The sequence below is a fragment of the Thermococcus onnurineus NA1 genome, assembly GCF_000018365.1.
GTDB classification, from domain to species: Archaea; Methanobacteriota_B; Thermococci; order Thermococcales; family Thermococcaceae; genus Thermococcus; species Thermococcus onnurineus.
The window spans coordinates 916904-930244 of record NC_011529.1 but is presented as its reverse complement, the minus strand read 5'-3'; the positions used below and the strand labels follow the sequence as shown (position 1 = coordinate 930244).

At 50.7% G+C, this 13341-nt stretch carries 16 protein-coding genes; 8 read left to right on the top strand and 8 right to left on the bottom strand.

Going from position 1 to position 13341, the window contains the following annotated elements; all coding sequences use genetic code 11:
- Positions 1 to 37: 37 nt before the first annotated feature.
- Entirely contained in the window at positions 38 to 1018 is a 981-nt protein-coding gene (locus TON_RS05125) for a hypothetical protein (protein ID WP_012571965.1), read from the bottom strand.
- A gap of 552 nt (positions 1019 to 1570) precedes the next feature.
- On the opposite strand from TON_RS05125, the gene TON_RS05120 reads away from it, so the two are divergent.
- Together TON_RS05120 and TON_RS05115 are read left to right on the top strand one after the other, a co-directional pair.
- Entirely contained in the window at positions 1571 to 2392 is an 822-nt protein-coding gene (locus TON_RS05120; RefSeq protein WP_012571964.1) for a cysteine synthase family protein, read from the top strand.
- Positions 2389 to 2724, top strand: a complete 336-nt coding sequence (locus tag TON_RS05115) for a hypothetical protein (protein ID WP_012571963.1) — start codon at positions 2389 to 2391, stop codon at positions 2722 to 2724. Before TON_RS05120 ends, TON_RS05115 begins: the two co-directional genes overlap by 4 nt.
- 31 nt (positions 2725 to 2755) lie before the next feature.
- On the opposite strand, the gene TON_RS05110 is transcribed toward TON_RS05115, so the two are convergent.
- From TON_RS05110 to TON_RS05095, 4 genes are all read right to left on the bottom strand, one after another.
- Entirely contained in the window at positions 2756 to 3481 is a 726-nt protein-coding gene (locus tag TON_RS05110; RefSeq protein ID WP_012571962.1) for an acetate--CoA ligase family protein, read from the bottom strand.
- Positions 3482 to 3512: 31 nt separating this feature from the next.
- Complete coding sequence (locus TON_RS05105) at positions 3513 to 4931, bottom strand: acetate--CoA ligase family protein (RefSeq protein ID WP_012571961.1); 1419 nt, start codon at positions 4929 to 4931, stop codon at positions 3513 to 3515.
- 103 nt (positions 4932 to 5034) lie between these two features.
- The gene (locus TON_RS05100; RefSeq protein WP_238516370.1) at positions 5035 to 5811 is read right to left on the bottom strand and encodes a sugar phosphate isomerase/epimerase family protein; all 777 of its coding nucleotides are present in this window, start codon (positions 5809 to 5811) and stop codon (positions 5035 to 5037) included.
- Positions 5804 to 6985, bottom strand: coding sequence for a magnesium transporter (locus TON_RS05095; protein WP_238516368.1), 1182 nt, complete (start codon positions 6983 to 6985; stop codon positions 5804 to 5806). The genes TON_RS05100 and TON_RS05095 overlap by 8 nt, the downstream gene beginning before the upstream one ends.
- A 107-nt stretch (positions 6986 to 7092) precedes the next feature.
- Between TON_RS05095 and TON_RS05090 the strand changes: the two genes are divergently transcribed.
- Together TON_RS05090 and TON_RS05085 are read left to right on the top strand one after the other, a co-directional pair.
- Complete coding sequence (locus TON_RS05090) at positions 7093 to 7701, top strand: potassium channel family protein (protein WP_012571958.1); 609 nt, start codon at positions 7093 to 7095, stop codon at positions 7699 to 7701.
- A complete protein-coding gene (locus TON_RS05085; RefSeq protein ID WP_012571957.1) occupies positions 7694 to 8272 on the top strand; it encodes a potassium channel family protein in 579 nt (192 codons plus the stop codon). The genes TON_RS05090 and TON_RS05085 overlap by 8 nt, the downstream gene beginning before the upstream one ends.
- Here the strand turns inward: TON_RS05085 and TON_RS05080 are convergent, their stop codons facing one another.
- Entirely contained in the window at positions 8273 to 9004 is a 732-nt protein-coding gene (locus TON_RS05080) for an endonuclease III domain-containing protein (protein WP_012571956.1), read from the bottom strand.
- Positions 8970 to 9401, bottom strand: coding sequence for a DUF6849 domain-containing protein (locus TON_RS05075; RefSeq protein ID WP_012571955.1), 432 nt, complete (start codon positions 9399 to 9401; stop codon positions 8970 to 8972). The genes TON_RS05080 and TON_RS05075 overlap by 35 nt, the downstream gene beginning before the upstream one ends.
- Before the next feature lie 96 nt (positions 9402 to 9497).
- Here TON_RS05075 and TON_RS05070 point away from each other — a divergent pair, with 96 nt between their 5' ends.
- The 4 genes from TON_RS05070 to TON_RS05055 are packed head-to-tail and all read left to right on the top strand — an operon-like array spanning position 9498 to position 12061.
- Positions 9498 to 9947, top strand: coding sequence for a PadR family transcriptional regulator (locus TON_RS05070; protein ID WP_012571954.1), 450 nt, complete (start codon positions 9498 to 9500; stop codon positions 9945 to 9947).
- Between the two features lies 1 nt (position 9948).
- Positions 9949 to 10935 carry an ATP-binding cassette domain-containing protein gene (locus tag TON_RS05065; protein WP_012571953.1) on the top strand — a complete coding sequence of 329 codons (987 nt, stop codon included), beginning with the start codon at positions 9949 to 9951 and terminating at the stop codon, positions 10933 to 10935.
- 4 nt (positions 10936 to 10939) lie between these two features.
- Positions 10940 to 11704, top strand: a complete 765-nt coding sequence (locus tag TON_RS05060; RefSeq protein WP_012571952.1) for an ABC transporter permease — start codon at positions 10940 to 10942, stop codon at positions 11702 to 11704.
- A 12-nt stretch (positions 11705 to 11716) separates the two neighbouring features.
- The gene (locus TON_RS05055; protein ID WP_012571951.1) at positions 11717 to 12061 is read left to right on the top strand and encodes a hypothetical protein; all 345 of its coding nucleotides are present in this window, start codon (positions 11717 to 11719) and stop codon (positions 12059 to 12061) included.
- Here TON_RS05055 and TON_RS05050 read toward each other — a convergent pair.
- On the bottom strand, positions 12019 to 13263 hold the full coding sequence (locus tag TON_RS05050; RefSeq protein ID WP_012571950.1) for a phosphoglycerate kinase: 1245 nt from the start codon (positions 13261 to 13263) through the stop codon (positions 12019 to 12021). The genes TON_RS05055 and TON_RS05050 overlap by 43 nt on opposite strands.
- Between the last annotated feature and the right edge of the window lie 78 nt (positions 13264 to 13341).

The following is a 13341-nucleotide window of genomic DNA, read 5'->3' as shown; positions in this document are numbered from 1 at the left end:
CAGTTCCTTATACGAGCATCCTCGGACACACCACTGGTCACCACGGGCTGAGTATCTTGTAAGCTTTCACCCCCTTTGTTGTCTGGACGTAAACGATGTTTCCTTCGAGTTTGACTTTTAGTGGTCTCTCACCGTCTTCAAATTCCTTACAGGCGATTTTGATTAGCCTGCCTGCGGTGAAGACGCAGATGCCGTTTTTTTCGTTTCCAATTTCGTCGTGAAGGTAGTAAGCCACCGCCACATATTCATCGTTGGCGTCAATCAGCAGTCTAACACCGAGGGGGTGCCCTTCAATCGTGGCGATTTCACTCTTTTTCACCTCCTCGGCCCTCACGAGGTATATCAACGCCCTCGTTTTCCACAGATCAATGTCATAGTAGCCCACTGTATAGTACACCGTCTCACCCAGAATCCTTATGTGTGAGATGTATGGCCTCCTGACGTCGGGGCATATCTTCCTGCTTAAGTTCCCGTCAGAGGTGTTCACAAAGTAAATGCACGAATCCACGAGGATTATGCTCCCATTGTGGTACATTTCCGGGAAGGCCCGGTATTTTTCCTTCCATATGATGGTTAAGTTGTAGTCAAACAGCGCCACGGAGCTTCTCCGTTCCCCTGGGTAGTATGAATACACGACTACCCCCTCAGGGACACAGAAATAATTTCCTTCCACACCTTCTAAGGTCACGTTCGCCTTCAGCGTTCCGTTAAGGAAGAGGGTGAAGTTCACGAGATGCTCAAGTCCGCTCTGATAGTACTGAGATTTAACTTGGATTACCGATAAACATTGAATGAAACCAGTAGTCTCTCCCTCAAAATTAACCCCATCAGTTGCTATCGGAACAAGTGTCTTATTATCACCTGTTTCGTTGACACTTATTGAGATGCTGGACTTATTTTGTAAATGTAATCCTTCACCCTCATTAGGAGGGGGTGAGTTATCTTTTTGGATGATAAATAAAGAAACAGCAAAAATAAAAATTAAAAATCCTACCAAAACCTTTTTATCGTTCTTCATGACACTCCACCATTTACCACCTTACTACCCAGTCCCATCCACATTGGGTTCCATACTCCTCCCGGGTACAGACTACAAAATTCTGGGAGTCTATATCTGTTCTCTCATCATCATGTCTGTTTGAACACTTCCGTAAACGTCAGTTCAGCCACTTGTCGGTAGTAGGCCATGAACCACTCCAAGCCCGCGTCAGTTCTTACTGGATGGACTTTTTTAACGTGCTCTTGGACGATTATCTACTCCCGCATTCGTCCCTTCCCCAACAAGGCTGTCAAGTGTAATTACTCAAAGTTGTATATAACACTTTTGTTCTTAAAATATGTGAATTAAAACTCGCGTTGGATAACATGCAACTGTTAGAGTTACGTCCAAGCATTTAAAACGCAAATCCATTACCCAATTTTGTGTATAACTGTTCGTTTAAGGAAAGCTTTTAAGGTCTTTGCCGGAGCCTTTTATGGTGATGGCAAATGAACGTGTTTAACAACACACTGGAGCTGTTCGAAAAGTACAAGCCGACCCCCCTTGTTAGGCTTTCCACCGAGAGGGGGGATGTATTTTGCCAAGTTAGAGTTCTTTAACCCCTTCAGCAGGAGCATTAAGGACAGGGCCGTTTTTAACATGCTTATGAAGGCCATCGAGCGCGGGGACATCAACGGCACGAGGAAGCTTTTTGAGGCAACTTCCGGCAACGTCGGGATTTCTCTGGCGGCGCTCAGCAACGTTCTCGGTATTGAGTTCAGGGCATACCTGCCAAAGCCGACACCAAAGGCCACCCAGGTTCTGCTCAGAGTACTCGGTGCGGATGTTATCATGACTGACTTCGAGACTATAGACCCCACCATGGTTCAGTACGTCGTCGAAGAAGCAAAGAAGGCTGGAGCGGCTAACCTCAACCAGTTCGAGAACGACGACAACTTCGAGGCCCACTACCGCTTTACCGCCAGGGAGATAGACGAGCAGCTGAAGAGCATTGGCAAAAGGCCCGACGTTATGATAGCGGGCATAGGCACTTCGGGCCACATAGCAGGTCTGGCAAAGTACTTCAAGGAGCGCTATGACACAACCGTTGTGGGCGTCGTCCCGGCGAAGGGTGAGAAGATCCCCGGCATAAAGCGCCTTGAAACAAAGCCCAAGTGGTACTTCCAAGTAGACATAGACAGGGTCGTGGAGATAACCCGGAACGAAGCCATTGAGGGTGCCCTCAGCGTGGCACGCAGAGACGGTCTCTTGATAGGACTCAGCTCTGGAGCAGTGGTCAAAGCGTACGAAAAAGTCTCCAGCGAATTCGGTGAGAAAACATACGTCCTGATCTTTCCGGACGATGGATTTAAATACGTGGAGATATTTGAGGGTTACCTGGGGATCACATGAAAAGGTTAACCCTCGCCACCTACCTTCTTTTCCTCAACGGCTTTCTGCTTCTGTATTATGCCTACTCCTTCGGTTCAGTAGTTTACCTAGTCTTCGGCCTGCTGAGCATGGCTCTCGCATACGGCCTCACGCAGGAGAGCCGCACCGCCATAAAAATCGCCCTTATCTACGCTGCAATAGAGTTCTTTTTTGCGTTGCTGTTCCTGATAGCAGGTAATATATGGTCTGTCGTTGATGCCGCGGTGAGCTTTTTCATACTGCATGATATTCTGGGATACATCCAGGAGGTCGCAGGTGAGGAATCAGAAAAAGTTGAGAAAGAAAAAGTCTAATCAAGAGCCTTTCTCAGTACGCGGGGCTTATTTACTTCTTCTCTACGGGTTCTTTGAGGATTATCCTTGCGTCAACTACCACGGCACCTTTGCCCTGCTCGTAGACGAAGACCGGGTTGAGATCCATCTCTTTGACGTATTCCCTAAGCTCGTCGACGAGCTGGCTGACCTTGAGGAGGAGGTCAACTATTGCATCGATGTCCGCTGGTTCTTCTCCGCGCGCTCCGGCAAGAATCGGATAGCTCTTGATTTCCCTGATCATTTTCCTGGCGTCATTTTCGGTAATCGGCACAAGCCTGAAGGTGACGTCCTTGAGAACCTCGACGAAGATTCCACCGAGACCAAACATTATAGCGTGGCCGAATTGCGGATCTTCGGTAACGCCTATGATGATTTCCCTTCCAGGCTTAAGCATCGGAGCAATCAGGACGCCGAGTATCTCAGCATCTGGCCGGTACTTCCTCGCGTTTTCGTGGATGATCTCCCACTTCTCCTTGAGCTCCTCGGGGGTCTTTATGTTAAGGAGAACAACCTTGGCGTCGCTCTTGTGGAGTATCTGAGGAGACATCAGCTTCATGGCAACTGGATAGCCAATCTCCTCAGCATATTTGAGTGCCTCGTCAAGGGTCTTGGCAAGCTTTTCCTCCGGAACGGGAAGGCCGTAGGCCTTGAGGACCTGTTTAGCCTCGTATTCAACGAGTGCAGTCCTTCCGGACTTCAAAACCTCTTCGATAACTTTAAGGGCTTCATCCTTCATGATACCACCACCGAGAAAGTGAATGAGGGGCTCAGTCGCCCCTCCTCAGATATTCGGCATATTTGACAAGGCCTGCCAAGGCCCTTACTCCTCTCTCAGGGGTTGGATAGACCGGGACCCCCTTCTCCTCTAGGATTCTAGCGTAGTAATCGGTCTTCTTACCACCCATGGCAACGGCAACGATGGGCTTGTCGCTCTTCTTCTGGTACTCCGCGAGGATGTCAATTATCTTCTCCTCCTCGAGGAGCGGCACCTGGAAGAGCACGATGACGAGTATAGCATCGACGTTCGGGTCATTGACGAAGCCCTCTATAGCGATCCTATACCTCTCGGCGTCGGTGTCGCCGACAACGTCTGTTGGGTTGCCAGCAACGGCGTGCGGCGGGAAGTTTTCTTTGAGGAACTTGAGTGTTTCTTCGCTCAGCTCGGCCATCTTGAGGCCGAACTTGGCAACGGCATCGCTCGCCATTACCCCGGCTCCACCGCCATCAGTGATGATTCCTATCCTGTTGCCTTTCGGAAGTTTGTCCTTCAGAGCTGCGAAGGCTTTCGCAAGATCAAACATGTGCTCGAAGTCCTCAGCACGGATTACACCCGTCTGCTTGAAGACTGCGTCGTAGATAGTGTCCGCTCCAGCAAGGGAACCGGTGTGAGATGAAGCAGCCTTGGCTCCGTACTCGGTTCTTCCGCTTTTGAGGGCTATGACCGGCTTGACCTTGGTTATCCTCCTGGCGGCTTCCATGAACTTCCTTCCGTCCTTCACGCCCTCGATGTAGAAGGTGACGACGTTTATGCTATCGTCGTGGATAAAGTAATCCATGAGGTCCGCATCGTCGACGTCGAGCTTGTTGCCGTAGCTGACCATCTTGCCTATGCCTATGTCCGCCATGGCTGCCCAGTCGAGCATGGCTGCCGCGAAAGCACCGCTCTGGCTGACGAAGGCAATTGGTCCGCTCTTGGGTCTGTCCATTTTGTTCTCAGGCAGGAAAACCGTGTCAACACCGGTATCCGGCACGTAAACACCAACACAGTTCGGACCGATGATCCTTATGCCGTTCTCTCTGGCTATTTCAAGAATTTCACGCTCGAGCTTCTTTCCTTCCTCGCCGAGCTCACCGAAACCACCGGTGATGATGATTACTGCTTTTATGCCCTTCTTTGCTATCTGTCTCATCGTGTCCGGAACGAACGGGGCAGGAATCGAGATGACTGCTAAATCGGTATCATCAGGGAGCTCCTCAACGCTCTTGTAGACCTTGTAACCATCTATTTCATCGAGCTTTGGGTTTACCGGGTAGATGTTGCCTTTGAAGATACCGCGCTCCTTGTTCATTTTGAAGTTCTCAAAGATGACGTTTCCAACTTTACCTTTCTTGTTGGTTGCGCCAATGATAGCGACCGCCCTTGGGTCGAAGAAGGGTCTCATTTCCTCTACTATCTTTGCTTCCATTGGTATCCCTCCACCAGAAACTGCTTCTCGCAAAAACTTCATTTCAAATGTATAAAAGAGTTGCGTTTTGTAAAAATTGGGCTCCAGTGAACTGAAAAGTCCATCAATGCAGACTTCTCAGAAATTCGAGGCTTTTTCTCGCCGATTCTATGCCCCCCACCTCAAGAGACCATGTCACCTTTGGAAGTTTGGGAATGACCTGAGCCCAAGGAACAGTTCCCTCTCCTAACGGGAGATGCTCGTCCTTATCGCCGCGGTTGTCGTGGAGGTGGAGGTGCACGATTCTGTTTTCAAGAAGCTGGATGAAGCGGTCAAAGTTCCTTGTCGTAGTGTTTAGATGGCCGACGTCGAGAGTAACTCCAATATCAATGTCCCCCACCAGCTCTGCGAGTCTTTCGCAGCTCTGGGCGTCCAAAATGGGAAAGCTCGGCATGTTCTCGAGGCCGACCTTTATGCCGAACTCTTCGCTCCATGCGGCAATCTTTCTGAGCGATTTCCTGTGTATCTCAAGGTATTTCTCCTGGTGCTTTATGCTGAGTGGAGAACGGTGGCCAGGGTGAATGGTGACCACCAAGGCGTTCATTTCAGCGGCGACCTCTATTGTCTCGCGCAGAACCTCCAGTGCGGCTCTCCGTATCTTTTCGTTGAACGCACCGATGTTGATGTCGCTGAAGGGAGCGTGGACGGTTATCTTCATCCTATATCCCTCAACGATCTCTGCGAAATCCCTGTAGCTCGCTTTTGTCAAATAGTGTGGCCACTCGCTCAGGAGTTCTATGAAGTCAAAGCCAAGCTTTTGTGTTTTCCCTGCCCATTCCTCGAAGTCCTTTATGCTCTTTCCCGAAAAGGCCGTCATGGATAGGCCAATCAACTCAACCACCTACCATAAGCTTTGCTATTATCACGACGTATATCGTGCCGAATATGTCGCTGTTGTTCGAAATGAGAGGTATCGCCACGTTGTCTGGATCGATGTTCTTCTGGAAGAGGAAGTAGGAGATTGTATACGAGTAGAGCATTATGAAAAGTGCCATGAGTGGATAGCTGAGGGTCAGTTCGTAAACTATTCTTGGCTCGGCTCCCGCGATGAAGTGGGCTATTCCCGCACCAAAGACGTTTATCAGGACCCCAACGATTGGCGTTGTGAGGAAGAGTGCGAGTATCTCCATGAATGGCTCCTTGGAGAGGTAGCCGTCAATCTCACCAAGGTGGAGTGCGGTTGAGGTTTTCGCCGCTATTATTGAGCCGTAGTTTCCAAAGGAGCTGAGGATTGAAGGATAGGCAAAGCCGAGGATTATAGAGGCCCCTATCAGGTCGCTGAACCTTTGGAGTGTGAAGCCCGAGATGAGTGAGAGCAGAGCTAAAGCTGTTATTATCGTGAAGAGCTCCTTGAATTCGACTATCTCGGCCTTTCTCACGCGGGAGATTGCCAGCAAGAAGAGGAAGAGCAAAATTAGGGCGAGGTTGCTTCCCCAGAAGGTCTCCTTCGAGGTCTCAAGGAGGAGTATAAAAGCTATTAATGCTGGAATGGTGAGCAGGTCACCCATCGAGGCAACGAGCGGGGCGGCCATGCTGTCTGGGTCAACCTCCTTCCTGAAGGCAAATATGGTGACGAAAGCCGTAAAGTAGCCGAGGATGAGAGAGACGAGTATGGTCGAGCTCACAACGATGAGGAGAATCTGGAGGGCGTGGTACCTTATCCCCTGAATGACACCTATTGCCCAGAGAATCGTTACAGGGATTAGAGAGAGGAGCATCGCTATGACAATGTTCTTGAGAACCTTCTTTTCCCTGAGCGAGGGCTCGAGGTCACCGAGGTAAAGCATTGTGGAGAAGCGCGAGGCCATCGAGCCAAAAACGTTGCCGCGGAGGCCCATCATACCCGGCAGAATGACGAGCAGACCGGGATAATCGCGGCTAATTTTTTCCAAGTACTTACCGAGGAAGGTGCCTCCGAAGAAGCCAATTATCAGAGAGACGACTAACGAGGGCAGTGAGACCCTGTAAGCCTGCCTCACCTTTTCCCCGAGCTCCTGAGCCATCACTGGTATCACTCTCCACGCCCCTCACCCCCTAAACGTTGACCTCTGGTGGTATTAAACTTTTCGCGGCCGAAAACTAAATAAAATTCCCTTCAATTCCCCCTATCGGTGAGAGCCGGGTGGAAGAGTGGGACGAAATCGAGGTTCCCAAGAACGTTAAGGACATCTTTGTTGAGATGAAGAACACCGCCGAGCTGATGGTTGATCTCGCCTACTCCTCCGTTCTCTTCGGGGAGGAAGAGATAGCCGATGAAGTTCTCGAGCTTGAGGAGTATCTTGACTTACTCAACTACCACCTGATGGTGCATGCTGTTCTTGCCGCTAGAAACCCGAGGGAGGCGGAGCAGATAACGTCAATACTTCACATGGCACATGCTATCGATGACATGTCCAACGCGGCGGCGGATTTGGCAAAGATGGTTCTCGAGGGAGTTGAGCTTCATCCAGTTATCACCGAGGCCATCTTAGGCAGCGAGGAAATAATAGGTAAAATCTATGTCTCGGCAGATTCCATTCTCGTTGGTAAGACCTTGGAAGAGCTAGACCTTTCAACAAATACTGGTGTGTGGATAATAGCAGTTAGACGCGGAAAGCGCTGGATATTCGATCCAGACGGGGACTTCAAGATATTCCCTGGCGATATACTCATAGGCAGAGGCACTAACACCTCAATTGAGTACCTCAAGGAGATAGCGAGGGGCAACATAAAGGTGATGGGCAATGAATGAACTCGAAGAGATTAGAAACTGCCTTATAGAGATGAAAGACCTCTCATCGCTCATGGTTGACCTCGCTTTCTCGTCGGTCATGTACAACAGCGAGGACATAGCGGAGGAGGTCTACCTCCTAGAGGAGCGCATGGACGAGCTTACCCTGAAAGTCAAGAAGCTGGCCCTGATGCTGGCCAAGAATGAGGATGACCCGTTAAAGCTCCTCAGCGTCATAGACATGGCGGAGATAAATGAGCAGATTTCGGATGCCGCTTATAAGATCTCTGATCTTGTTCTTAGAGACGTCGAGCCCCACCCGATAATCAAGAAGATAATGGAGGACACCGAGGAAGAACTGGGGAGGGTTACCGTAAGGAAAGGCTCCATTCTGCACGGCAAGACCCTGAAACAGCTTAAGCTCCCGAGCAAGATTGGAACGAGGATTCTGGCCATAAAGCGCGGAACTCGCTACATCTACAATCCCGGCAGAGATGACATCATAAAGGAGGGTGACGTGCTCATAGCCGTTGGCTCGGACTTGGACAAGCTCAGGAAGCTCGCCGGGGAAGAGGTGGGGGAAGAGGAGTGACTACTTCTTCGAGCTCCCCTTTATATCTCCGTCCGTCACAAGCCCCTTTGAATAGGGACACAGCTCCCTCAGCGGGCACTCGTCGCATCTCGGTTTAATCGGCCTGCATATAGTCTTTCCGTGGTCGACCATGGCGTGGTTAACGTATATCCACTTCTCTCTTGGGATGAGCTCCCTCAGGTAGTCCTCGACTCTTTCTGGCTGAACTCTAGGAGGAGCCAGGCCCAGGCGTTTGCTTATCCTGTTTACATGGGTGTCAACCGGTATCGCCTGTCTCCCGAAGCCATAAGCCAAGACAATGTTGGCGCACTTTCTGCCTATTCCGGGCAGTTTCATAAGCTCGTGAATATCGTCCGGAACCTTTCCGCCGTACTCCTTGAGGATTATCTGGGAGGCCTTAACAATCCATTCGCCCTTTGTTTTCCAGAGGCCGACGCCGTTTTCCTTCAAAAAGGTCTGCATTTCCTCTATCGGCGTTCTCGCGATGGTTTCGATGTCCCCGTACTTCTCAAACAGTTTTTCCCAGACCTTGTAGGTGACCTCGTCGCGCATGCGCTGGGAGATTATGCAGTGGATTAACGTCCTGTAGGGGTCGCCGATGAGGAGCTTCTCCCTCGGATGAGTCTTCATCAAGATTTCGACTATTTTTTCCGCCCTCTTTTTCTTCTCCTCCCAGCTTTCCTGGAAGGTGAAGCCATCAAGGCTTAACGAACCTGAGTTTGTTTTTGCCATGCACTATCACCACCGTTTCTTTGGAAACGCTAACTTTGTTAAGTTCCTCGAACTCATCACTATAAATCTTTTGTCCATTATGGTTCAGGATTAGAACCTTATTAGGAAACACCACGACGAAGCCCTTCTCGAAGGAAATTACATCTCTAATAGGGTCGTCGAATTCGAAGTCGATGATCCTAACTTCTCCAGTCGAGAACTCCACTCTCGTGCTCCTCGCGACCTTCATCGGTGAGGGCTCCGCGAGCAGAACTTTGAAGCGAAGAGGCTTTCCGAGCAGGTCTATCTCGACTTCCTCGTTGGTTCTTACCTCTTTCCCGGCTAGCTTTTCCCTCACTATCTCCTCGAAACCGGCCGGAAGTTCTGCCTCAAAAAGGGGCTTCAGGACAAGCCTCATATTCCCACCCTTGGATGCTTTTACCTCGCGAGTAATAAGGATTCCGAACCAGAATCTTTTTAAACGACATATCGTTCGATATGTTTGGTGATGTATGTGGAAAGACCCAATTTCAGGGGCTACATGAAGATACTGATCCTTGACCTGCTGAAGGAGCCAAAACACGGCTATGGCATAATGACAGAACTAGAGGAACGATACGGCATAAAACTCAGCGCAGGGACCGTTTACCCCATCCTTGCTTCCCTCAGAAAGGATGGCCTCATCGAGGTCGCTGAAACCGGGGATAGGGAGAAGAAAAACTACGTCGTGACGGAAAAGGGTCTAAGGTATCTTGAAGAACATGAAGAAGAGCTGGAAGAAGTCAAGAAGAGGATGCACGCCTACAGAACATTCCTTGAACTCGGTGGGGACGAGCTCAAGGAGGCGTTCAGGGAACTATTCAGATCGATTGAAGATCTCACGGACGAGCAAAGGGAGGAGCTCAGAGGCACCTTCCGGGAATTTGCGCGTAGAATAAGACGGATCCTTCTGGAGGGTGAATGAAATGAATGCTATTGAGGTTAAGAATCTTGTCAAGAAGTACGGTGATTTTGAGGCAGTTAAAGGTATATCTTTTAACGTGAAGCGGGGCGAGATATTTGCCTTCTTAGGCCCCAACGGCGCCGGGAAAACCACTACCGTTCACGTCCTCACGACGCTCCTCAAGCCAACGGCCGGAAATGCTATCGTTGCCGGCCACGATGTCGTGAAGGAATCTATAGAGGTTCGCAAAAAGATAGGCATTGTCTTCCAGGACCCGAGCGTGGATAGAGAACTTACCGCCTACGAGAACATGCTGATACACGGCAGAATATACGGCCTGAGCGGAAACGAACTGAAGGAAAAAATCGAGCGCCTCCTCAAGTTCGTCGAGCTGTGGGAGTTCCGGGACAGACCAGTCAAGACATTCTCGGGCGGAATGCAGCGCAGGCTTGAGATAGCCCGCTCGCTCCTCCACGAGCCAGAGGTGCTTTTCCTCGATGAACCAACGATAGGCCTTGACCCGCAGACGAGGGCGCACATTTGGGACTACATAAGGGCAATGAAGGAGGAGCACAACATGACGATCTTCCTCACCACCCACTACATGGACGAAGCCGAGCAGTTAGCGGACAGGATAGCGATAATGGACCACGGAAAGATAATCGCCGAGGGAACGGCAGAGGAATTGAAGAAACTCGTAGGCAACGACATCATTTACCTCAAACTGGAGAGTCCAAAAGAAGAACTCAAGTGCCTTAAAGCGGACTTCATCAAGGGCTGCAAGATGCTCCCGGACGGGAGGGTTCGCCTTGACGTGGACAACGCTGCTGAAGCTCTGCCAAGACTCTTCGAACTGGCAAAGGAGAGCGGAGTTAAAATCCTCGAGGTCACGTACCACAGGCCCACCCTCAACGACGTCTTTCTGCACCTCACCGGAAGGGAAATCAGGGACGAAGGTGGCGAGCAGAACGTGGCGAAAATGATAATGAAGGCTCGTATGAGGAGGTGATTGCATGCAGGTCTTTCTCACAATGATATACCGCGAACTGAAGCGCTTTTCCCGCTCCCGTGCGAGAGTTATAGGGAGCATAATCAACCCGCTCATATGGCTCATATTCTTCGGAAAGGGCTGGAGCGGTGTCTTCAACAACCCGATGGCAGCGCAGCTCTTCGGCGGCGTCGACTACATGACATACCTAGTGCCAGGAATAGTGGCCATGACGGTCTTCAACATGAGCTTTATGCAGGGCATAACCCTCATCTGGGACAAGCAGTTCGGCTTTCTCAAGGAGATACTCGTGGCTCCAGCGAGCAGGACTGAGGCAATACTCGGCAGAATCACCGGCGGTGCTTTGATGGCCATGATACAGGGTGTCATAATCCTGGCCCTCAGCTTCACGATGGCGGACCTCAACGTGAGCGGGGTCCTTCCAGCCCTTGGACTCAGCTTCCTCGTCGGCATAGCGATAGCGTCAATGGGAGTTGCAATAGCGCTCAAGATGACCAGCATGGAAGGCTTCCAGATGATAGTGACCATGATAATGCTCCCAATGACCTTCCTAAGCGGAGCGTTCTATCCGATAAGCACGATGCCGGAGTGGATGCAGTGGCTGGCGAAGGTAAACCCCCTGACCTACGCGGTGGACGGCTCGAGGTATTATCTGGCTGGAGTCGAGCCGACCTTTGGAATCGTCACGGACTGGGTAGTCCTGGCTGGCCTCGCCGCGCTCTTCGCAGGAATAGCGGCGCTCGAGTTCAGGAAGGCGACAATAGACTGAGGTGGCGGATGTATGAAGAATCAGCAGTTTACCATGCTCTGCGTGGCCCTTGCGGGCCTGATTTTTATTCCCACAGTCTTTTTCAACCAGCCTCTCTTTGCCCTGATTGGAGCATTTTTTGACTGGCTCCCTCTTCCCACCGGCTGGATGAAGTCGGATAGTAAAGTGAACAGGACTTTCCTGAAGCTTCACGTCGCTGTGACGCTTATGGCTTACGCCATCTTCGTGGCATGGCTTGCCACGGGCACGGCAACAGTGGGCTTCGCCTTCTTAGAGGTCTGGTGGGTGGCCGTTATCTTCGGAGTGCTGATGAACTACTTAGGTCCTCTTTCTATTTTGTCCTTAAACCTCTCGTAGCTTATCCTGAACGCCTCCAGAATCGGAAGCTTCTCGCCGGAGAAGAAGCTCAGCATAGCCCCTCCACCCGTCGACACATGGCTTATGCCGGTTATATTGTACTGGTAGATGCTCGCTATTGAATGTCCACCTCCGACAACCGAGAAAGCCTGGCTCTCACCAATCGCCCTGAAGACCCCGACCGTCCCGAGAGCGAACTCCTCCCGCTCAAAGACGCCCATCGGTCCGTTTGCTACAATGACTCTCGCGTTCATGAGGACATCACGGTACTTCTCGATAGTTCTCGAGCCAATGTCGAGTATAGGATACTTGTCGAAGAGCCACTTCTCGTCGCTGAGGAGGTCAACCTCAACCCGCTCGCCCTTGTAATCGACCGCAAAATCTACTGGAGTCCTCACGTATGGATAGAACTCATCGAGTATATTCTCTGCCCAGTCGACTAGCTCCAGAAGACCCTTCTTAGCCATGAACTCGAGGTTGGCATCGCCAAGGTGGAAGCCCTTGGCGAGCGTAAAGACGTGGCCAACCAATCCACCCGTGAGGATTAGGTCTGCCCTTCCATTTCTGAGGACGTTCTCGGCCACGCGGAGGGAGTCGTCAACTTTGGCTCCACCAAGGACATAAATTCTCGGCTTTTCGTTTGTTTCATATGCCCTACTGAGGGCTTCAACTTCCTTCTCCATAAGAAAGCCCATTATCATCGGCTTCAATCGGGCTAATCCTACGAGGGATGGCTGACTTCTGTGAGCGGCTGCGAAAGCATCGTTAACTACGTAATCTAAGAGCGGAGCAAGCTTTCTCACGAAGTGCGTCCTCTCACATTCCTCTAGGGGCTTGTATTTGACATCCTCGGCGGCAAAACGCAGGTTTTCGAGGATTATCGCTTCACCCGGCTTTAGCGTCTTTATTCTCTCTCTTGCATACTTTCCAAAGATGTCCTCGACGTACTCAACCTCCTGGCCGAGAAGATTGCTCAGGATTTCGGCGTGCTGCTCCGTGGTGATATAGTCACCTTTGTATGGCTTGCTCTGATGGGTTCCGATGACGAGTTTCGCACCTTCGTCCAGAAGATGCTGGATCGTCGGCAAAACAGCCCGGAAGCGAGCGTCGCTGATTATCCTTCCATCTTTAACCGGTGAGTTGAGGTCAGCCCTCAGAAAGACGGTTTTGCCGTGATAGGTGAAGTCTGTGAGTCTGAACATTCCATCACCGCGGAGATGTTAAAGTTATCTCGTTAAAAACCTTATTTTGAACACCTACAGTGATGACGAATTCCTGGG

Excerpts from the sequence above, each read along its gene's own strand:
- TON_RS05125 (WP_012571965.1), bottom strand. The coding sequence starts at position 1,018 with ATGAAGAACGATAAAAAGGTTTTGGTAGGATTTTTAATTTTTATTTTT.
- TON_RS05075 (WP_012571955.1), bottom strand. The coding sequence starts at position 9,401 with ATGAGGCTTGTCCTGAAGCCCCTTTTTGAGGCAGAACTTCCGGCCGGT.
- TON_RS05105 (WP_012571961.1), bottom strand. The coding sequence starts at position 4,931 with ATGGAAGCAAAGATAGTAGAGGAAATGAGACCCTTCTTCGACCCAAGG.
- TON_RS05080 (WP_012571956.1), bottom strand. The coding sequence starts at position 9,004 with ATGGCAAAAACAAACTCAGGTTCGTTAAGCCTTGATGGCTTCACCTTC.
- TON_RS05065 (WP_012571953.1), top strand. The coding sequence starts at position 9,949 with ATGAATGCTATTGAGGTTAAGAATCTTGTCAAGAAGTACGGTGATTTT.
- TON_RS05120 (WP_012571964.1), top strand. The coding sequence starts at position 1,571 with ATGTATTTTGCCAAGTTAGAGTTCTTTAACCCCTTCAGCAGGAGCATT.
- TON_RS05055 (WP_012571951.1), top strand. The coding sequence starts at position 11,717 with ATGAAGAATCAGCAGTTTACCATGCTCTGCGTGGCCCTTGCGGGCCTG.
- TON_RS05110 (WP_012571962.1), bottom strand. The coding sequence starts at position 3,481 with ATGAAGGATGAAGCCCTTAAAGTTATCGAAGAGGTTTTGAAGTCCGGA.
- TON_RS05050 (WP_012571950.1), bottom strand. The coding sequence starts at position 13,263 with ATGTTCAGACTCACAGACTTCACCTATCACGGCAAAACCGTCTTTCTG.
- TON_RS05060 (WP_012571952.1), top strand. The coding sequence starts at position 10,940 with ATGCAGGTCTTTCTCACAATGATATACCGCGAACTGAAGCGCTTTTCC.
- TON_RS05085 (WP_012571957.1), top strand. The coding sequence starts at position 7,694 with ATGAATGAACTCGAAGAGATTAGAAACTGCCTTATAGAGATGAAAGAC.
- TON_RS05115 (WP_012571963.1), top strand. The coding sequence starts at position 2,389 with ATGAAAAGGTTAACCCTCGCCACCTACCTTCTTTTCCTCAACGGCTTT.